This is a genomic window from Bacillus sp. CPT56D-587-MTF (assembly GCF_058792335.1).
The window spans coordinates 4,140,307-4,155,908 of record NZ_JBYTEF010000001.1 but is presented as its reverse complement, the minus strand read 5'-3'; the positions used below and the strand labels follow the sequence as shown (position 1 = coordinate 4,155,908).

Annotated in this window: 16 protein-coding genes and 1 pseudogene; 10 read left to right on the top strand and 7 right to left on the bottom strand. The window is 36.1% G+C overall.

The genetic code is table 11. From position 1 onward, the window contains the following. Window positions 1-90 precede the first annotated feature (90 nt). Entirely contained in the window at window positions 91-540 is a 450-nt protein-coding gene (locus tag AC3WVZ_RS21425; protein ID WP_000042226.1) for a YslB family protein, read from the bottom strand. A 300-nt stretch (window positions 541-840) separates the two neighbouring features. Between AC3WVZ_RS21425 and sdhC the strand changes: the two genes are divergently transcribed. The 4 genes from sdhC (at window position 841) to AC3WVZ_RS21405 (ending at window position 4,567) form a co-directional block, all read left to right on the top strand. Next, on the top strand, window positions 841-1,467 hold the full coding sequence (gene sdhC, locus AC3WVZ_RS21420; protein ID WP_000678354.1) for a succinate dehydrogenase cytochrome B558: 627 nt from the start codon (window positions 841-843) through the stop codon (window positions 1,465-1,467). A 13-nt stretch (window positions 1,468-1,480) separates the two neighbouring features. Then, a complete protein-coding gene (sdhA, locus tag AC3WVZ_RS21415; protein ID WP_000676750.1) occupies window positions 1,481-3,274 on the top strand; it encodes a succinate dehydrogenase flavoprotein subunit in 1,794 nt (597 codons plus the stop codon). Next, window positions 3,267-4,028 carry a succinate dehydrogenase iron-sulfur subunit gene (gene sdhB / locus AC3WVZ_RS21410; RefSeq protein WP_001291827.1) on the top strand — a complete coding sequence of 254 codons (762 nt, stop codon included), beginning with the start codon at window positions 3,267-3,269 and terminating at the stop codon, window positions 4,026-4,028. Before sdhA ends, sdhB begins: the two co-directional genes overlap by 8 nt. A 92-nt stretch (window positions 4,029-4,120) precedes the next feature. Then, window positions 4,121-4,567: an acyl-CoA thioesterase gene (locus AC3WVZ_RS21405; protein WP_000822734.1), complete on the top strand. Its 447-nt coding sequence runs from the start codon at window positions 4,121-4,123 to the stop codon at window positions 4,565-4,567. 36 nt (window positions 4,568-4,603) lie between these two features. Here AC3WVZ_RS21405 and AC3WVZ_RS21400 read toward each other — a convergent pair whose 3' ends face one another. Beyond that, entirely contained in the window at window positions 4,604-5,383 is a 780-nt protein-coding gene (locus AC3WVZ_RS21400; RefSeq protein WP_233935372.1) for a M15 family metallopeptidase, read from the bottom strand. Window positions 5,384-5,649: 266 nt separating this feature from the next. On the opposite strand from AC3WVZ_RS21400, the gene motA reads away from it, so the two are divergent. Together motA and motB are read left to right on the top strand one after the other, a co-directional pair. Beyond that, a complete protein-coding gene (gene motA, locus AC3WVZ_RS21395; protein WP_000344859.1) occupies window positions 5,650-6,444 on the top strand; it encodes a flagellar motor stator protein MotA in 795 nt (264 codons plus the stop codon). After that, window positions 6,434-7,222: a flagellar motor protein MotB gene (gene motB / locus AC3WVZ_RS21390; protein WP_233935371.1), complete on the top strand. Its 789-nt coding sequence runs from the start codon at window positions 6,434-6,436 to the stop codon at window positions 7,220-7,222. The genes motA and motB overlap by 11 nt, the downstream gene beginning before the upstream one ends. A 120-nt stretch (window positions 7,223-7,342) precedes the next feature. Here motB and AC3WVZ_RS21385 read toward each other — a convergent pair. Together AC3WVZ_RS21385 and AC3WVZ_RS21380 are read right to left on the bottom strand one after the other, a co-directional pair. Next, a pseudogene (locus tag AC3WVZ_RS21385) lies at window positions 7,343-8,712 on the bottom strand (IS1182-like element ISBth7 family transposase); the annotation flags it as partial. Window positions 8,713-8,838: 126 nt separating this feature from the next. Further along, on the bottom strand, window positions 8,839-9,666 hold the full coding sequence (locus AC3WVZ_RS21380) for a 5'-nucleotidase, lipoprotein e(P4) family (RefSeq protein WP_000782767.1): 828 nt from the start codon (window positions 9,664-9,666) through the stop codon (window positions 8,839-8,841). A gap of 360 nt (window positions 9,667-10,026) precedes the next feature. Here AC3WVZ_RS21380 and AC3WVZ_RS21375 point away from each other — a divergent pair, with 360 nt between their 5' ends. From AC3WVZ_RS21375 to AC3WVZ_RS21365, 3 genes are all read left to right on the top strand, one after another. Then, a complete protein-coding gene (locus AC3WVZ_RS21375) occupies window positions 10,027-10,911 on the top strand; it encodes an ABC transporter ATP-binding protein (protein ID WP_000058117.1) in 885 nt (294 codons plus the stop codon). A 2-nt stretch (window positions 10,912-10,913) separates the two neighbouring features. Further along, window positions 10,914-12,140, top strand: coding sequence for an ABC transporter permease (locus tag AC3WVZ_RS21370; protein ID WP_001224982.1), 1,227 nt, complete (start codon window positions 10,914-10,916; stop codon window positions 12,138-12,140). Between the two features lie 118 nt (window positions 12,141-12,258). Continuing rightward, window positions 12,259-12,690, top strand: a complete 432-nt coding sequence (locus tag AC3WVZ_RS21365) for an Rrf2 family transcriptional regulator (RefSeq protein ID WP_000512998.1) — start codon at window positions 12,259-12,261, stop codon at window positions 12,688-12,690. Window positions 12,691-12,750: 60 nt separating this feature from the next. Here the strand turns inward: AC3WVZ_RS21365 and AC3WVZ_RS21360 are convergent, their stop codons facing one another. Next, window positions 12,751-13,416 (bottom strand): aquaporin, encoded by a 666-nt coding sequence (locus AC3WVZ_RS21360; protein WP_000913213.1) that lies wholly within the window; start codon window positions 13,414-13,416, stop codon window positions 12,751-12,753. Window positions 13,417-13,559: 143 nt separating this feature from the next. Beyond that, window positions 13,560-14,525 carry a DMT family transporter gene (locus AC3WVZ_RS21355; RefSeq protein ID WP_001201636.1) on the bottom strand — a complete coding sequence of 322 codons (966 nt, stop codon included), beginning with the start codon at window positions 14,523-14,525 and terminating at the stop codon, window positions 13,560-13,562. Between the two features lie 100 nt (window positions 14,526-14,625). Between AC3WVZ_RS21355 and AC3WVZ_RS21350 the strand changes: the two genes are divergently transcribed. Continuing rightward, window positions 14,626-15,198 carry a helix-turn-helix domain-containing protein gene (locus tag AC3WVZ_RS21350; RefSeq protein ID WP_000661920.1) on the top strand — a complete coding sequence of 191 codons (573 nt, stop codon included), beginning with the start codon at window positions 14,626-14,628 and terminating at the stop codon, window positions 15,196-15,198. A 61-nt stretch (window positions 15,199-15,259) separates the two neighbouring features. On the opposite strand, the gene AC3WVZ_RS21345 is transcribed toward AC3WVZ_RS21350, so the two are convergent. Then, window positions 15,260-15,445, bottom strand: coding sequence for a PspC domain-containing protein (locus tag AC3WVZ_RS21345; RefSeq protein WP_098536680.1), 186 nt, complete (start codon window positions 15,443-15,445; stop codon window positions 15,260-15,262). Between the last annotated feature and the right edge of the window lie 157 nt (window positions 15,446-15,602).

Genomic DNA, 15,602 nt, shown 5'->3' with positions numbered 1-15,602 from the left:
ATAATTTCTGAAGATTTAAAATAAACTCATCTGAATGAAAATACAAAAAAGTCAACTAAACTGATATGTCTAGTTGACTGTAGGTAATGCTTACACTTCAATGAGATCTTTTATATCCCATTTTACAAGAAATGTAATAGAGTCAGAACGTTTTTTCTTTTCTTCGTATGACTCTGCAACGACGTTCCGTTGCTTTTGGATTTGTTCAGCGATGAATCCGGCTTCTAGTTGATAAGAAGAATGTCGTTTTTGTTTTTGACGTTCTGCGATGAGTGTGCCTTTAAGTTGGAACTGCATTTCACGACGCTTATGTTCAACAATGCTTAAAGTGCCCCAGCCAGCCTTTTCAAAGAACTGAATGACTTCTTCAATTGTTTCTAGCGGATATTTTCTTGCAAGGTTTCTACCAGACCAGTATAAAATACCATCTAAATCGTTGCCGATTAAATCAGGTAGTAATTCTTCACGTAGCAATTCATAAGCGAAGGCGTTCAATGAAACATCTTCTAAAGATGTTGTATCGATTGTATTTTTACTCACAATATTCCCCTCTTTCTATAGGGATTATTATATAACATTTCACATTTATAAAAACAGATTTTTCTTTAGGAAAATCTGAATATATAAGAAGAAAAAAAGAATTGGCAAATTATATGCAAATTATGTATACGTTTTCTTGACGCTTCGACAAAAATAGGAGTAAAATGAACTTGGTATCAAATTATGCTGAAATATTTCGAATAATTTTTTCAGTTTTTCTTATGCCAATAGTGAAAAAACATTATTGTCATAAACTAATCTGAAAACAGCAGTCAAACATTCAAGGGGGGTAATGGGGACATGAAAGGCCGCGAGTATACGTTTCGTAAGTGGCACTCATTAATGGGGGTCATCCCGGTTGGTGTCTTTTTGACGCAACATTTAATTGTAAACAACTTTGCAACACGAGGAGCAGAGGCTTTTAACAAAGCTGCAGGCTTTATGGAGCTCCTTCCATTCCGGTATGCGCTAGAAATTTTCATCATCTTTTTACCGATACTGTACCATGCAATATATGGCTTATATATTGCATTTACAGCTAAGAACAATGCGGTTTCTTACGGTTATTTCCGTAACTGGATGTTCGTCTTCCAAAGAATTTCAGGTATCGTTACGCTGATCTTCATTTCTTGGCACGTCTGGGAAACTCGTATTCAAGCAATGTTAGGTAAAGAGGTAAACTATGATATGATGGCAGATATTTTAAACAATCCAGCTATGTTTGCATTCTACTTAGTTGGTGTTGTTTCAACAATTTTCCACTTTGCAAATGGACTATGGACATTCTGCATCAGCTGGGGAATTACAGTATCTCCACGTTCACAAAGAATCTCTACTTATGTAACATTAGCTATTTTCTTAGGTTTATCTTATGTAGGTGTGAGTGCATTATTAGCGTTCATCGATCCACAGCTAGCAAACCAGTAAGGAGTGGGAGAGCATGAAAGGGAAACTTATAGTAGTCGGCGGTGGCTTGGCTGGCTTAATGGCAACGATTAAAGCGGCAGAAGCAGGAGTAAATGTTGAACTGTTTTCTTTAGTACCAGTAAAACGTTCACATTCTGTATGTGCTCAGGGCGGAATTAACGGTGCCGTAAATACGAAAGGTGAAGGGGATTCTCCATGGATCCACTTTGACGATACAATTTATGGTGGGGACTTCTTAGCGAACCAACCACCAGTTAAAGCAATGTGTGAAGCAGCACCTGGTATCATTCATTTAATGGACCGTATGGGTGTTATGTTCAACCGTACGGAAGAAGGACTTCTTGATTTCCGTCGATTTGGTGGAACGCAACATCACCGTACAGCATTTGCTGGTGCAACAACTGGACAGCAATTACTTTACGCATTAGATGAGCAAGTACGTCGTCACGAAGTAGCAGGACTTGTAACGAAATATGAAGGTTGGGATTTCTTACGAGCTGTTGTTGATGATGAAGGTGTGTGCCGAGGAATCGTTGCACAAGACTTACAAACTATGGAGATTAGAAGTTTCGGAGCAGATGCCGTGATTATGGCAACAGGGGGCCCTGGTATCATTTTCGGAAAATCAACAAACTCCATTATCAATACAGGTACAGCAGCTTCTGCTGTATATCAACAAGGCGCATATTATGCAAACGGTGAGTTCATTCAAATTCACCCAACGGCAATTCCTGGAGACGATAAATTACGTCTTATGAGTGAATCTGCACGTGGTGAAGGTGGACGTGTTTGGACATATAAAGATGGTAAACCATGGTACTTCTTAGAAGAAAAATATCCGGCTTACGGAAACCTTGTACCTCGTGACATCGCAACGCGTGAAATCTTTGATGTTTGCGTAGAGCAAAAACTAGGTATTAACGGTGAAAACATGGTTTACTTAGATCTTTCTCATAAAGATCCAAAAGAACTAGATATTAAACTAGGTGGAATTATTGAAATCTATGAGAAATTTACAGGGGATGATCCTCGTAAACTACCGATGAAAATCTTCCCAGCTGTTCACTATTCAATGGGCGGACTATGGGTTGATTATAAACAGATGACAAACATTCCAGGTTTATTTGCAGCAGGTGAGTGTGATTATTCTATGCACGGTGGTAACCGTCTTGGTGCGAACTCACTATTATCAGCAATTTATGGTGGTATGGTAGCAGGACCAAACGCAATTGAGTATATGAAAGGTCTTTCTAAATCATCTGATGCTGTTTCATCTACTGTATATGAGCAAAATGAATTAATCGAAACAGAGAAATTTAACAATATTTTAACGATGGATGGTAACGAAAATGCGTATGTTCTTCATAAAGAGCTTGGAGAATGGATGACAGATAACGTTACAGTAGTTCGTGAAAATAAAAAATTATTAGAAACAGATGCGAAAATTGAAGAATTAATGGCTCGTTACAAACGTATTAACATTAACGATACAGCAAGATGGAGTAACCAAGGTGCTTCATTTACACGCCAACTTGCAAATATGTTTGAGTTAGCACGTGTTATTACAATTGGCGCATATAACCGTAATGAGAGCCGTGGGGCGCATTACAAACCTGAATTCCCAAATCGTGATGATGCAAACTTCTTAAAAACTACGATGGCAAAATTTGAGGGAGAAGGAAATGCACCAGCATTCCATTACGAGGACGTTGATATTTCGTTAATTAAACCGCGTAAACGTGATTATTCTTCAAAACACGATGTAGCTGCTAAGGGTGAAGAGAAGGGGGATAAACAACATGTCTGAGAAAACAATCCGCCTCATCATTACGAGACAAGACGGGCCAGATGCGCAAGCGTTTGACCAAGAGTTTGAAATTCCATATCGTCCGAATATGAATATTATCTCAGCACTTATGGAAATCCGTCGTAATCCTGTTGATTCAAAAGGGAACCAAACAACTCCGATTGCCTGGGATATGAACTGCTTAGAGGAAGTATGTGGTGCATGTTCGATGGTGATTAACGGAAAACCACGTCAATCATGTACGGCACTTATCGATCAATTAGAGCAACCAATTCGCTTAAAACCGATGAAGACATTCCCGGTTGTACGTGACTTACAAGTTGATCGTAGTCGCATGTTTAATGCTCTAAAACGCGTTAAAGCGTGGATTCCAATTGATGGTACGTATGACCTAGGTCCAGGACCAAGAATGCCTGAGAAAAAGCGTCAATGGGCTTATGAGCTTTCAAAATGTATGACATGTGGTGTTTGCTTAGAATCATGTCCAAACGTAAACAGTAAGTCTGACTTTATTGGACCAGCACCGTTATCACAAGCTCGCTTATTCAACTCACATCCAACGGGTGAAATGCATAAAGCAGATCGCTTACGTGCAATTATGGGAGATGGAGGACTAGCAAACTGTGGTAACTCTCAAAACTGTGTGCAATCATGTCCGAAGGGTATTCCTTTAACAACTTCAATTGCGGCATTAAACCGTGATACAACAATTCAATCGTTCAAAGATTTCTTTGGTAGCGATAATAACTATTAATAAATATTGCCTCTTCATATCGAAGAGGCAATATTTATAACTGTATTTTTCTGTTTATTCTGTTTATTTAAAGGTGAAAAGGAGAGATAACAATGAAGAGGATTTCTTATATTGAAGACTTTGAGCAATGGGAAAGTGGTTTTTCGTTTTACAACCCTGTAAAGGTTCGTTTTGGTGAAGTAGATATGTTTGGACATGTAAATAATGTCGTTGCTTTCACTTATTTTGAAGAAGCTCGTATTGCGTTGTTTAAAGAACTTGGATTTATGCAAGAGTGGACACATGCATCATCAGAAACGATGATCGTTGTTGCGGATTTACAATGTAATTTTATTAAGCAAATATATTTTGATGAACAGCTGAAGGTGTATGTAAAGGCAGGATCGGTCGGGAATTCTTCTTTAGATTTACATTATATGGTGAAAAATGCAGCAGGAGAGGTTTGTTTAGTAGGTCGCGGAATGATGGTTCAAGCTTCGAAAAAAACAGGAAGAGGCGAACCATGGCCTGAAGAATGGAAGAAGAAATTACTACAATAATAGAGTGAAAGAAAAATAAGAGAGCAATTTGCTCTCTTATTTTTTGTCTTCCATCGCTTCTTCTAATGTTAAGTGATGTTTATATAGGTATGTAGCGTATGGATTACCAACGTAGCGTAAGTGCCATGGTTCATAGGCATATTCTGTTGTATCTGTTTTATCTTCTAAGTAACGAATGACAAAGCCGAATTCATGAGCATGTTCCGCGACCCATTTTCCTTCTGCTGTCTCTCCGAAGATAGGCTCTAATTGAAATTTAGCTGATTTTGAACTAATATCCATTGCTAAACCCGTTTGGTGTTCACTTGTACCAGGAATTGCGCTTACCGAATTAGCTTCGGCTTTTCCTTGACGTCTAACGTATGTATCATGCAACGATTTTTGGCGTTTGTATGAACGATAACCAGATACAGCTGTAAAATCAAGCCCTTCTTTTTTCGCAGCTTTGAACATGTTTTCAAGTGCCTCGGCAGCATCTTTGCGCAGCAATGTTTTTTCTTTATCTTTTGGACTAATAAATGGTACATTTGGTCTCGTTAAGTCTTCAGGAATGTATCCATCTGGTAGTTTTCGATGTTTATTAATTAAGACAAGATTAGATTTTGGATTTGTTACAACTGAAAAGTCATTGTCTATTTTCTTTGCATTATGATCAGCTTTTGGAAAAGCAGGAATCTCTTCTTTTTTATGGTTATTATGCTTTTGACTTTCGACAGCTTTTGCTTCATTATGTAGTGGTGTTTTAGAACCAAAGTAAGCGAAAGATGTGATCCCGATTACAATAGTAGTGGCAGAAATAATTATTATCTTTTTCATGATGCCTTGTAATCACAGTCCCTTCTTCATAAAATGTGTATTGTTTTTTTATTATAAATCTAGTTTGTTGGAAAAGGAATATAAGAGTCATAACGTAATAGAAATGCAAAGAAAATGTCAGAAAATGTGTGAATTTGTAGTATTTTTTTATATAATTCATTTCTTATCTTTCATGATTTGCATTTTTTATGTAATATATATACATAAGAAGATGTAGCGATTATCGAGAATAAAGAACTTCTTGTATAGACTAGGAGTGAATGGGAATGGATTTTGCAACAATTATTGGACTTATTTTAGGATTTGTAGCAGTGGTAGTAGGGATGGTCGTCAAGGGCGCTGACGTAACAGCCTTATTAAATCCTGCCGCAGCATTAATTATTTTTATCGGTACATTTGCTGCAGTATGTATTGCATTTCCGATGAATCAACTAAAAAGGGTTCCAAAACTATTTAAAGTTCTTTTTGGTTCAAATAAAAAGGATTTAAGTTATGAACAGTTGCTAGAATTATTTGTTCATTGGACATCTGAAAGTAGAAAATACGGTATTTTGTCTTTAGAGCAACAATTAGACAAAATTCAAGATGAATTTCTTTTGCGCGGTATGAAATTTGTGATTGATGGCGTATCCGCAGAAGATTTAGAGCAGATTTTGGAATCTGAATTAGAAGCAATTGAAGAAAGACATGCAAAGGGAGCTGCTATTTTTTCACAAGCTGGTACGTATGCACCGACATTAGGAGTTTTAGGTGCTGTTATCGGTCTTGTAGCTGCGCTTGGTAACTTAACTGATATTGAAAAGTTAGGTCATGCTATTTCGGGTGCGTTTATTGCAACGATTTTTGGTATTTTTTCAGGTTATGTATTATGGCATCCATTTGCAAATAAGTTAAAGCAAAAATCTTCAGCTGAAATTGAGAAAAAACGTTTAATCATTGATTGTTTATTAATGTTACAAGAAGGTACATATCCGTTTATTATGAAGAACCGCATTTTAGGTGCACTTTCTGCAACTGAGCGTAAAAAGCTAGAAAAAGGAGCAGAAAAAAATGCGGAGTAAGAAAAATAGAAGAGGCAAAAAGAAAAAACATGATGAGTATATCGATGAAACGTGGTTAATCCCATATTCTGATATGTTAACGTTGTTATTTGCATTGTTTATCGTTTTATTCGCAATGAGTAGTATAGATGCTGCGAAGTTTAAACAGATGGCAGTTGCTTTTCGAAGTGAATTAGCTGGGGGAACAGGTAACAAAGAATTTTTAAGTGATCAAAAGCCAAATGATGAAAAAGAATTATCAGCAAGTAGCCTTGAGGCAGAACAAGCAAAAAAACAAGAAGAAGCTAGAGCTAAAGAAAAAAAAGAGATGGATGAATTGAAAGCATTACAAAAAAAGATTGATCAATATATTAATGAAAAACAATTATCTTCTTCTTTTCAAACTAAATTAACTGAAAAGGGATTAATGGTGACAATATTAGAAAATATACTGTTTGATTCGGGGAAAGCAGATGTGAAATTAGAATCTTTAGGGATTGCAAAAGAGATGTCTAGCTTACTTGTTTCAGCGTCACCTCGTGAAATTACAGTATCGGGTCATACGGATAATGTCCCTATTGCCAATGCGCAGTTTGCGTCGAATTGGGAATTAAGTACGCAGCGGGCAGTTAATTTTATGCAAGTATTACTGCAAAATAAAGAATTACAACCAGAAAAATTTAGTGCGATTGGATACGGAGAATACCGTTCAATTGCTCCAAACGATACACAAGAAGGAAAGGCAAAGAATAGACGTGTGGAAGTATTTATCTTGCCTTTAACAGAGAAAGTAAAATAAAAGAGGATGGCGAATGCCATCCTCTTTTCAGAGTGTTGGGAAACCCTTTAGGGTTCCCAACACTCTGGAATCTTTTTTGATTTTAGCGAATAAAAACAACATAAAATAATAGAATTTTAAAAAATAGCCCTCCACCTGACCCTTTTTGGTCAGGTGGAGGGCTATTTTTTTCATGTTTTGACAAGCTGCGGTGAGATAAGCTTGCATTTGGACAGACTTCAGCCCTCGAAACCGGGCATAGCGGTAGCCATGTAGTTCTTTGGCGTCTGCAAAGCTTCGCTCTATAGTGGAACAGCGTACTTTATACAACCTTTTCCCTGTAGCTGTTAGCTTGTTTTTTCTAGCAATATCCTTATATTTCTCCCACACATGATGAGTGATAACTTTTTGTTTTTGTTTCTTTGAAAAGCACACCTCACGTAACGGACAAACAGCGCAGTCTTCTGGATTCGATTTGTATTGACGGTATCCTTCACGATCAGTTGTTACATATTCTAGAATACATCCCATCGGACAAGCGAAAACATTCATTTCTTCTACATATTTAAATTGGCTTTTCGGTACTTCTTTATTCCGTTTTCCAAATCGGCGATACCCCATCACCATAAATATATTCCGTTCTGATAGTTTCTTACAGATATATCCTGTAAAATAGCCAGCATCAAGGGCAACAGCTTCTACTTTGAAGTCGAATTTATCAATCTGAGCTTGGAGGCGTGCTAAATACGGCTCGGAATCTGCCATATTTCCAGCCGTTACATAGGTATCTGTAATAATATTGTACTTCGCATCAGTCGTACGATGATCCAAGAAATGAAAACCATTTGGTTTTCCATCTCTCATTAAAAATCCACTATCTGGATCCGTTGTACTTATACGAGTTTTTTTGGTAGGGGTATCACTTTCCTTTCTAGGTTTTAATTCTTTTTTCCATGTACCTCACGATCTTCGATTACCGCAGCTTCTAGCTCGTCTATATAAAACTTTGCTTTTTCTTTTTTATATTTATGTACAAATTTATTTTTATTGGCATTGGCCTTAATATGTGTAGAATCTGTCATCAGTGCACGTCCTCCTACCATCCGGTGCTCCGTCGCTTGTCTCACAATCTCATCAAAAATTTCTTCGAAAATATTTGTATGAATAAAACGAGTACGACGATTCCAACTGATTGTAGAGTGATCCGGAATAGTATCCGATAGAGAAAACCCTAAAAACCAACGGTAGGCAATATTCGTTTTAATTTCCTTTTCCAATTGACGCTCAGAACGAATACCGTAAAAATATCCAATAAACATCATCTTAAATAAAACAATAGGATGAATGGACGGGCGTCCATTGTTTTCACAGTAATAAGGGCGTAACTTCTCTTCAATAAAATCAAAACTAATTGTCGCTTCAATTGCACGAAGGAAATGATCTTGTGGAACCAACTCTTCTACAGAAACAGATACACGCTCATCACGATGATTTTTTAAAGCACCCATCATAAAAAATCTCTCCTTTTCCTCTTTTTTATCAGTGTTGACACATAAAAAGAGGTTCAGACACAAAAACAGGCTGTGGAGAAGACTTTCTCCACAGCCTGAAAAGAGGATGGCGAATGCCATCCTCTTTTATTTTACATCAAATGATTTTAAGTTGTCGCGACGGATTTTATCTTTTTCTGCATCTGATTTTTTGAAATCATAATCATATAAAGCGCCTTCCCAATCGCCATACATTGGATTCGGGAAAATAATGAATTTCTCACCAAATTGTGCTTTTGAATCTGCTACTGTTTGGTTACGATCTTTTACAGATTTTCCATCAAAACCTGTGAAATCAGATAAGTTATCACCGAAGAATAAGACAATATCATGGGTTTGAGAAACGAGTTCACGGCGTTTTTCTTTTCCTTTTTCTTTCGGATCTTGTAGTAATATATGTTCTTTCGTTGCTTGAGGAGCACCTACACGCTCAAGATTTTTAATTGTTGCATCTAGTTGATTCGTTTTACGATTTGAGATGTAGTAAATATCTACACCTTTAGACTCTGTATATTTTAAGAAATCAATTGCGCCTGGAAGGGCTTCAGCCTCAGCTTTGTTAATCCAATCATCCCATTTGTAAGGATAGCCTTTGCCTGTTTTTACGCTCATTGCCTGATGAGGACTGTTATCTAAAACAGTTTCGTCTAAATCAAGCACGATAGCAGGTTTTTTCTCTGTCCCTTTTGCAAGAATTGCATCAAGCTTTAATTGACCAATGTTGTACCCTTGGTAGTAAAGTGCTTTCGTTTCACCGGCTGTTTGATACCATAAATCAGCCATTAATTGTTGTTCTGTTAATTTTACTTTCTCTTCTTTCGCCACTGTTTTCTCTGGTGTTCCTGAACATGCTACAAGTGATGTAGATAGAACCGCTACAGATAATAAAGTGGTAATGCCCCTCTTCATCTTCATATGTATCCTCCTTTTCATATGTATCCTCCTTGATGTTAGAAAATCATTTTATATTATATATTAAAATATAATATTTTTATATGAACATTTGCATATTGTCTTTTGTATATATAGTAGTATGTCCTATATTAGAAAGATGAGCAAAATAATAATAGCTGTTTTGACAAGTTTTATTGTCGTAATGACAATTATAATTGACAAAAAGAACTTTGTTATTTACAATTTTAACTAAATAGAACAAATGATGGATTCATGACGATGTTTACATATAAGAGGATGAAGCGTGGTGCTATATTTTGTCTTGAATAAACATAGTCTTTGAAAGAGAGTACGAATGATACTAAAGGGGAGGCTTTATACTTGAGTTTACAAATTCAAAACTTAACGAAACAATTTGGGGAATCAAAAGCAGTTAACGGTTTGCAAATTTCGTTACCAAAAGGTGAAGTACTAGGGTTACTTGGACGAAATGGTGCAGGGAAAACAACAACAATCAAAATGCTTCTCGGATTATTAACGCCTAATGAAGGTTCGATTACATGGGATGGAAAAGCATTTGGAAATAGTGGTGTAACAATTGGGTATTTACCAGAAGAAAGAGGTTTATATACAAAAAGTAGAGTAATAGATCAGCTGCGATATTTTGGTAGATTAGAAGGAATGTCGAAGAAAGAAGTGGATCACGCTATTGATCACTGGTTAGAGCGTTTAGCGATACCAGAATATAAATTTAAAACGGCTGGAGAGCTTTCAAAAGGGAATCAGCAAAAAATCCAATTAATTGCTGCTCTTCTTCATAATCCGGAACTTCTCATTCTAGATGAACCATTCAGCGGCCTTGATCCAGTTAATGCTGGGATGTTAGCTAGTATTATTGAAGAACAAGTACAGAGCGGAAAGACGATTATTTTATCAAGTCATCGTATGGAACAAGTAGAGGCTTTTTGCCAACATGTATGTATTTTGAAAAAAGGTGAAGCAGTCGTAAAAGGACAGCTAAGTGATATTAAGAAAGAATACGGTTTCCGTAATTTAACGATTGAAGATACAGTAGAGAATGAAAAGGGATTAGAAGCTATACATGTATCGTATGAAAAACAACAAGGCCTTCTTTATGTGAAAGTACAAGACGATGCGGAAGCTCTCAAGATTTTGCAACAGTTGCAAGAGCAAGGTGTTAGCTTACGACAATTCAAAATGTTAGAGCCGACGTTAAACGAAATCTTTGTAGAGAGGGCGAAATAACGATGCGTAAATTTTCTCACGTATTTTCATTTTATTTTAGGGAAGCGTTTTTATCTAAGAAATCATTAATTACGAGTGCGATTTTATTTTTAGTTGTGTTTGGGATTTTTGCATTTAATCATTTTACTTCAGGCGATGATAAAAATAAGGATAAAGATAAAATTGCAGTTGTAGTAGAGAGTTCCACATATAAAGTACAAAAAGATGAGCTAAATAAGCTATTGCCATCAGCAAAAATAACAATTGGTTCAAAGGATGATTTTGATAAACTGCATAAGCAAGTAGAAGAAGGCGATTTAGATGGTCTATTCCATGTGACGGAAAAGGGTGGGGCTCCATCGATTACATATATGTATAATGGATTTCCAAGCCAAGCAACTTCTGCAATTATGGCAGGATATTTAAAGCAACAATATACGATGGTGACGATTGCCAAAAATAATGTTTCACCAGAAATTGCACAGCAATTACAAACAGAAATTCAAGTAAAGCAAGAAGCGATAAAAGATCGTACATCTTCTTTCGGAATTGCCTATTTCTTTACATTTGCTTTATATATGTTTATTGTAGCGTTCGGAAATACAATCGCAATGAATATTGCATCTGAAAAGGCGTCACGTGTAATGGAAGTAATGCTTCCGAAAGTGAAGCCTCTTACGATGATGTATGCGAAAATTTTAGCGGTTGTTTCAACGGCGTTATTGCAACTTGTCGTATTGGCGTGTGGTTATCTTATTCCATATTTGTTAGGTTGGGTCGATTTAGAAAGTGCCTCACTATTTGGTATTCCAATTGACTTTACGAAATTAGATGCAAAAGTTATCAGCATGTTTCTTGTTTATTTCATTACGGGATATTTACTTTATGCGATGATGTATGCTGCTGCTGGAGCTGTCGTATCTAAGACGGAGGATTTACAAGCTGTATCTTTCCCGGTAATGATTTTAATTATGGCTGCATTCTTTATTAGTATTAAATCATTAAGTGATCCGAATAGTACTATCGTTGTTGTAAGTTCTTACGTTCCATTTTTTACACCGATGGTTACCTTCTCACGTATTGTAGCTGGTGAAGCAGGTATGCTAGAAATTACGATAACATTAGCAGTCTTATTGGCGACAATTGCAGTATTAAATGCTGTTACAAGCCGCATTTACGTAAACGGCGTAATGAATTACTCAGATAAAGTGAAATTTAAAGATTTAGCGAAATTTATAAAGCGTCAATAATGAGAGAAAAGCATGATTTCCTATTGAAATCATGCTTTTTCTTTATGTATAAATTAAAAATAGTATATAATAATAAGAGTCGTCTTTTAATAGAATGAATAAAAAGGAGGGTGTGCAGATGGGGATTAGTAGTCGTTTTACAGTAGGTGTTCATATGCTGACATTACTTGCGATAGATCGAAACTCTCGCTGTACCTCTGAATGGATTGCCGGTAGTGTGAATACAAATCCAGTTGTGATTCGTCGCATTACAGGAATGTTGAAGAGAGCAGGACTTGTTGATGTACAAGCTGGTAAAGGTGGTACGACACTTGCTCGAGATTTAGAAGAAATTACATTACTTGATGTATATAAAGCAGTGGAAGTTGTAGAAGAAGGACAACTATTTTCCTTCCATGAAAATCCCAACATTGAATGTCCAGTAGGAGCTAATATTCAATCAGTATTAGAAATTATTTTAATGCAAGCGCAAGAAGCGATGGAAAACGTACTTGCAAATGTAACGGTAGATCAATTAGTTACAAATTTAAAGTCTAAAATGAAAGAATAAAAAAAGCGAGCTTCCTCATAATGAGGGCTCGCATTTTTTTATTCAGAAATATTGAAAATTCTATTTTTCAGTATTTAAAATGAATTTACCTACGATAGCTGCGAAGATACCACCAAGAATTGGTGCTACGATGAATACCCATAGTTGAGAAAGTGCTTCTCCACCAACAAATAAAGCTGGTGCGATACTACGAGCTGGGTTAACAGATGTTCCAGTTAACGGAATTCCTAATAAGTGAATTAAAACTAATGTGAAACCAATTACTAGTCCAGCTAAAGAAGAACTTCCTTTTTTACCTGTTACAGCAACGATAACTAAAATAAATACGAAAGTTAAAATGAACTCAACTAAAAATGCTCCAGATAAACCAAGAGTTCCGAAACCATTTTGTCCTAAATTATCTAAAGGTGTTTTAGCAGATTTTAAAATTGTTACTAACGTTGCAGTTCCTAATAAACCACCTAAAATTTGAGCTAATACATAATAACAAAGTTCCATAGCGTTCATTCGTTTGTTGATGAACATAGCTACTGATACTGCTGGGTTAATGTGACATCCAGAAATTGTTCCGATGCTATATGCCATAGCTACAATAGATAAGCCGAAAGCCATAGCGATTCCTAATGTTCCAATTCCTTCAATTCCGCCGCCAGTGACAGCTACTCCAGTTCCGAATAATACAAGTACAAATGTACCAATAAATTCAGCGATTGCTTTTTTTAACATAATTTACCTCCTATTAATGCGCATGAAACGTATTATAACATAAGTTTTAGTATAAACAGCCAATGAAATACTATTCTGATAAGGCGAAATAGGGGGACAATAAAAAAGAGTATGGTTCATCTCTATAGAACCATACCCTTTTTTTATGCCGATTTTTTCTGTTTAACGACTGGAACAGAACGGTTTAAAATACTATTTGCAACCATTCCTAACATGATAATAATCATTCCGATGAGAGAAAGTCCTCCAGGGAGTGAACCATTTAAGAAAATGATTTCTCCAAGTACGGTAAAGACCATCGTTCCAGCTTGTGTTGCTTCAACGGCTCCAAGTAGAGCGAGGTTATCTTTTGCTAAGTCAGTAGCAAAGAAAAATGTCATCGTTGCAATAACGCCGGAACATAATGCTAACAAAAATCCTTGAAGCATTTGGTTGGATGTTGGAATGCCAGTAGTAGAAAATCCGTATATACCAAGCAAGATTGTTATAGGAAGACTTCCAATTGCCATTCCTAATACACGTTGGAACGTATCAAGGCGTCCACCAACAAGCTCCATCATTTTTCGGTTACCGAACGGATATAAGAAAGCGGCTAATACGACAGGTAAAAAACCTGAAATGAACTGAGTCATTGTAATATGGCCTGCGGCAGTTGCTTGCATACAAATTACACCAAGTAAAATAAATAATGCAACATATAAGCTACGAAGTGGAATTTTTCCGCGTACAAGTTTCGTACCTGATTTTGTTTCTATTTTTACGAAAAATAGTGGTGATAGTAGTAAACCAGCTAAAATCGTAACTTGCCAAGTTCCAGCAACGAGCCAAGCTGGAGAAAAGACAGCTGAGAAACTTAATAAAGAATAAAAACCAATACCGGCAACAGAACCCCATCCGATCCATGCCAATGGATGTTTTTTTAACTCTTCCCATAATCCCCTAAAGTTTTTGCGAAATAAAACGATAAGGAATAAAATAGGAAGAGCAAATAAAAAACGGAAGGAAGCTGTCCAAGCCCAGCTCGTTCCAGATACATTCATTGCTCTATTAATAATAAAGGTTGCAGAAAAAAAGGCCGATGATAAAAGACCTAATAAAATTGCGCGCATGAAGTATAGCACTCCTTTCGAAAATAAATAATTATGTATAGTATGATATACTTTTAATTGTTAAAAGTAAACTATTTTATACTTTGAGGTGGTTTTATATATGAAAGAAAATGAAGATATGCAAACGAAAGAAGTCATTCAACAAGTTGGACAGTTATTGAGACAAATTCGAAATGAACAGAAATTAAGTTTAGAAGAATTAGCCCATAAAACAGGAGTTAGTAAATTAACATTAGGAAAGATAGAAAGAGGGGAAACAAATCCGACACTAGCTGTCATTTGGAAAATAACGAAAGGGTTATCAATTCCTTTATCCAGATTAATGGTTGCTGGAGAACCTGTAGCTGTTGCGCGCTGTGGAGAAGGATTTGCAGTAGATGAAGGACAAGCGTGGCATTTAGAAACGATGTTCCGTTATACGAAAGAAACAGGGATGGAAATGCACCGTGCTTGTTTACGATCAAATAGTATATATGAGCCAGAAGCTCATCATGAAGGTGCGATTGAGCTTGTAACGGTAATGAAAGGGAAAGTGTCTATTCAAGTGGAGAATGATGTATACGAATTAAATGAGTTTGATTCCATTCAATTTGAAGCGAATAAGAAGCATATTTATAAAAATGAAGAAGAAGAAGTGGCGGTATTACATTTAACGATGAAATATTCTTCATGAAAAAATCACCTATAGGATTCTATAGGTGATTTGCTCTTCTTAAGTATGTGAAATGATGCCATTAGTACGAACGTGGCATAAGTAATAAACAAATGAAATAAACTAAAAATCCTGTCCCAAAACATAAAACAGCAATAACCCAAATGATACGAATAAGAGTAGAGCTAATATCAAAATATTCTCCTAAACCACCACATATACCAAATAGCATTTTATCAGTTTCGGATTTATATAACTTTTTTGACATATTCCAATCACCTCCTTTTTATATCAAACTGCATACTTTTATTCTATATGGAAATTTATGAGAAGACTATGGGGTTGTATTACATTTTTTTTGTGAGAAGCGATCGTATTAATTGTCTTAATTTTCAGTGGATATTAAACTTGTAGTTATGAGGTGA

Bases quoted from the DNA above. Each gene is read 5' to 3' on its own strand.
- sdhC (WP_000678354.1), top strand. From the start codon at position 841: ATGAAAGGCCGCGAGTATACGTTTCGTAAGTGGCACTCATTAATGGGG.
- sdhA (WP_000676750.1), top strand. From the start codon at position 1,481: ATGAAAGGGAAACTTATAGTAGTCGGCGGTGGCTTGGCTGGCTTAATG.
- sdhB (WP_001291827.1), top strand. From the start codon at position 3,267: ATGTCTGAGAAAACAATCCGCCTCATCATTACGAGACAAGACGGGCCA.
- AC3WVZ_RS21405 (WP_000822734.1), top strand. From the start codon at position 4,121: ATGAAGAGGATTTCTTATATTGAAGACTTTGAGCAATGGGAAAGTGGT.
- AC3WVZ_RS21400 (WP_233935372.1), bottom strand. From the start codon at position 5,383: ATGAAAAAGATAATAATTATTTCTGCCACTACTATTGTAATCGGGATC.
- motA (WP_000344859.1), top strand. From the start codon at position 5,650: ATGGATTTTGCAACAATTATTGGACTTATTTTAGGATTTGTAGCAGTG.
- motB (WP_233935371.1), top strand. From the start codon at position 6,434: ATGCGGAGTAAGAAAAATAGAAGAGGCAAAAAGAAAAAACATGATGAG.
- AC3WVZ_RS21380 (WP_000782767.1), bottom strand. From the start codon at position 9,666: ATGAAGATGAAGAGGGGCATTACCACTTTATTATCTGTAGCGGTTCTA.
- AC3WVZ_RS21370 (WP_001224982.1), top strand. From the start codon at position 10,914: ATGCGTAAATTTTCTCACGTATTTTCATTTTATTTTAGGGAAGCGTTT.
- AC3WVZ_RS21365 (WP_000512998.1), top strand. From the start codon at position 12,259: ATGGGGATTAGTAGTCGTTTTACAGTAGGTGTTCATATGCTGACATTA.
- AC3WVZ_RS21360 (WP_000913213.1), bottom strand. From the start codon at position 13,416: ATGTTAAAAAAAGCAATCGCTGAATTTATTGGTACATTTGTACTTGTA.
- AC3WVZ_RS21355 (WP_001201636.1), bottom strand. From the start codon at position 14,525: ATGCGCGCAATTTTATTAGGTCTTTTATCATCGGCCTTTTTTTCTGCA.
- AC3WVZ_RS21350 (WP_000661920.1), top strand. From the start codon at position 14,626: ATGAAAGAAAATGAAGATATGCAAACGAAAGAAGTCATTCAACAAGTT.
- AC3WVZ_RS21345 (WP_098536680.1), bottom strand. From the start codon at position 15,445: ATGTCAAAAAAGTTATATAAATCCGAAACTGATAAAATGCTATTTGGT.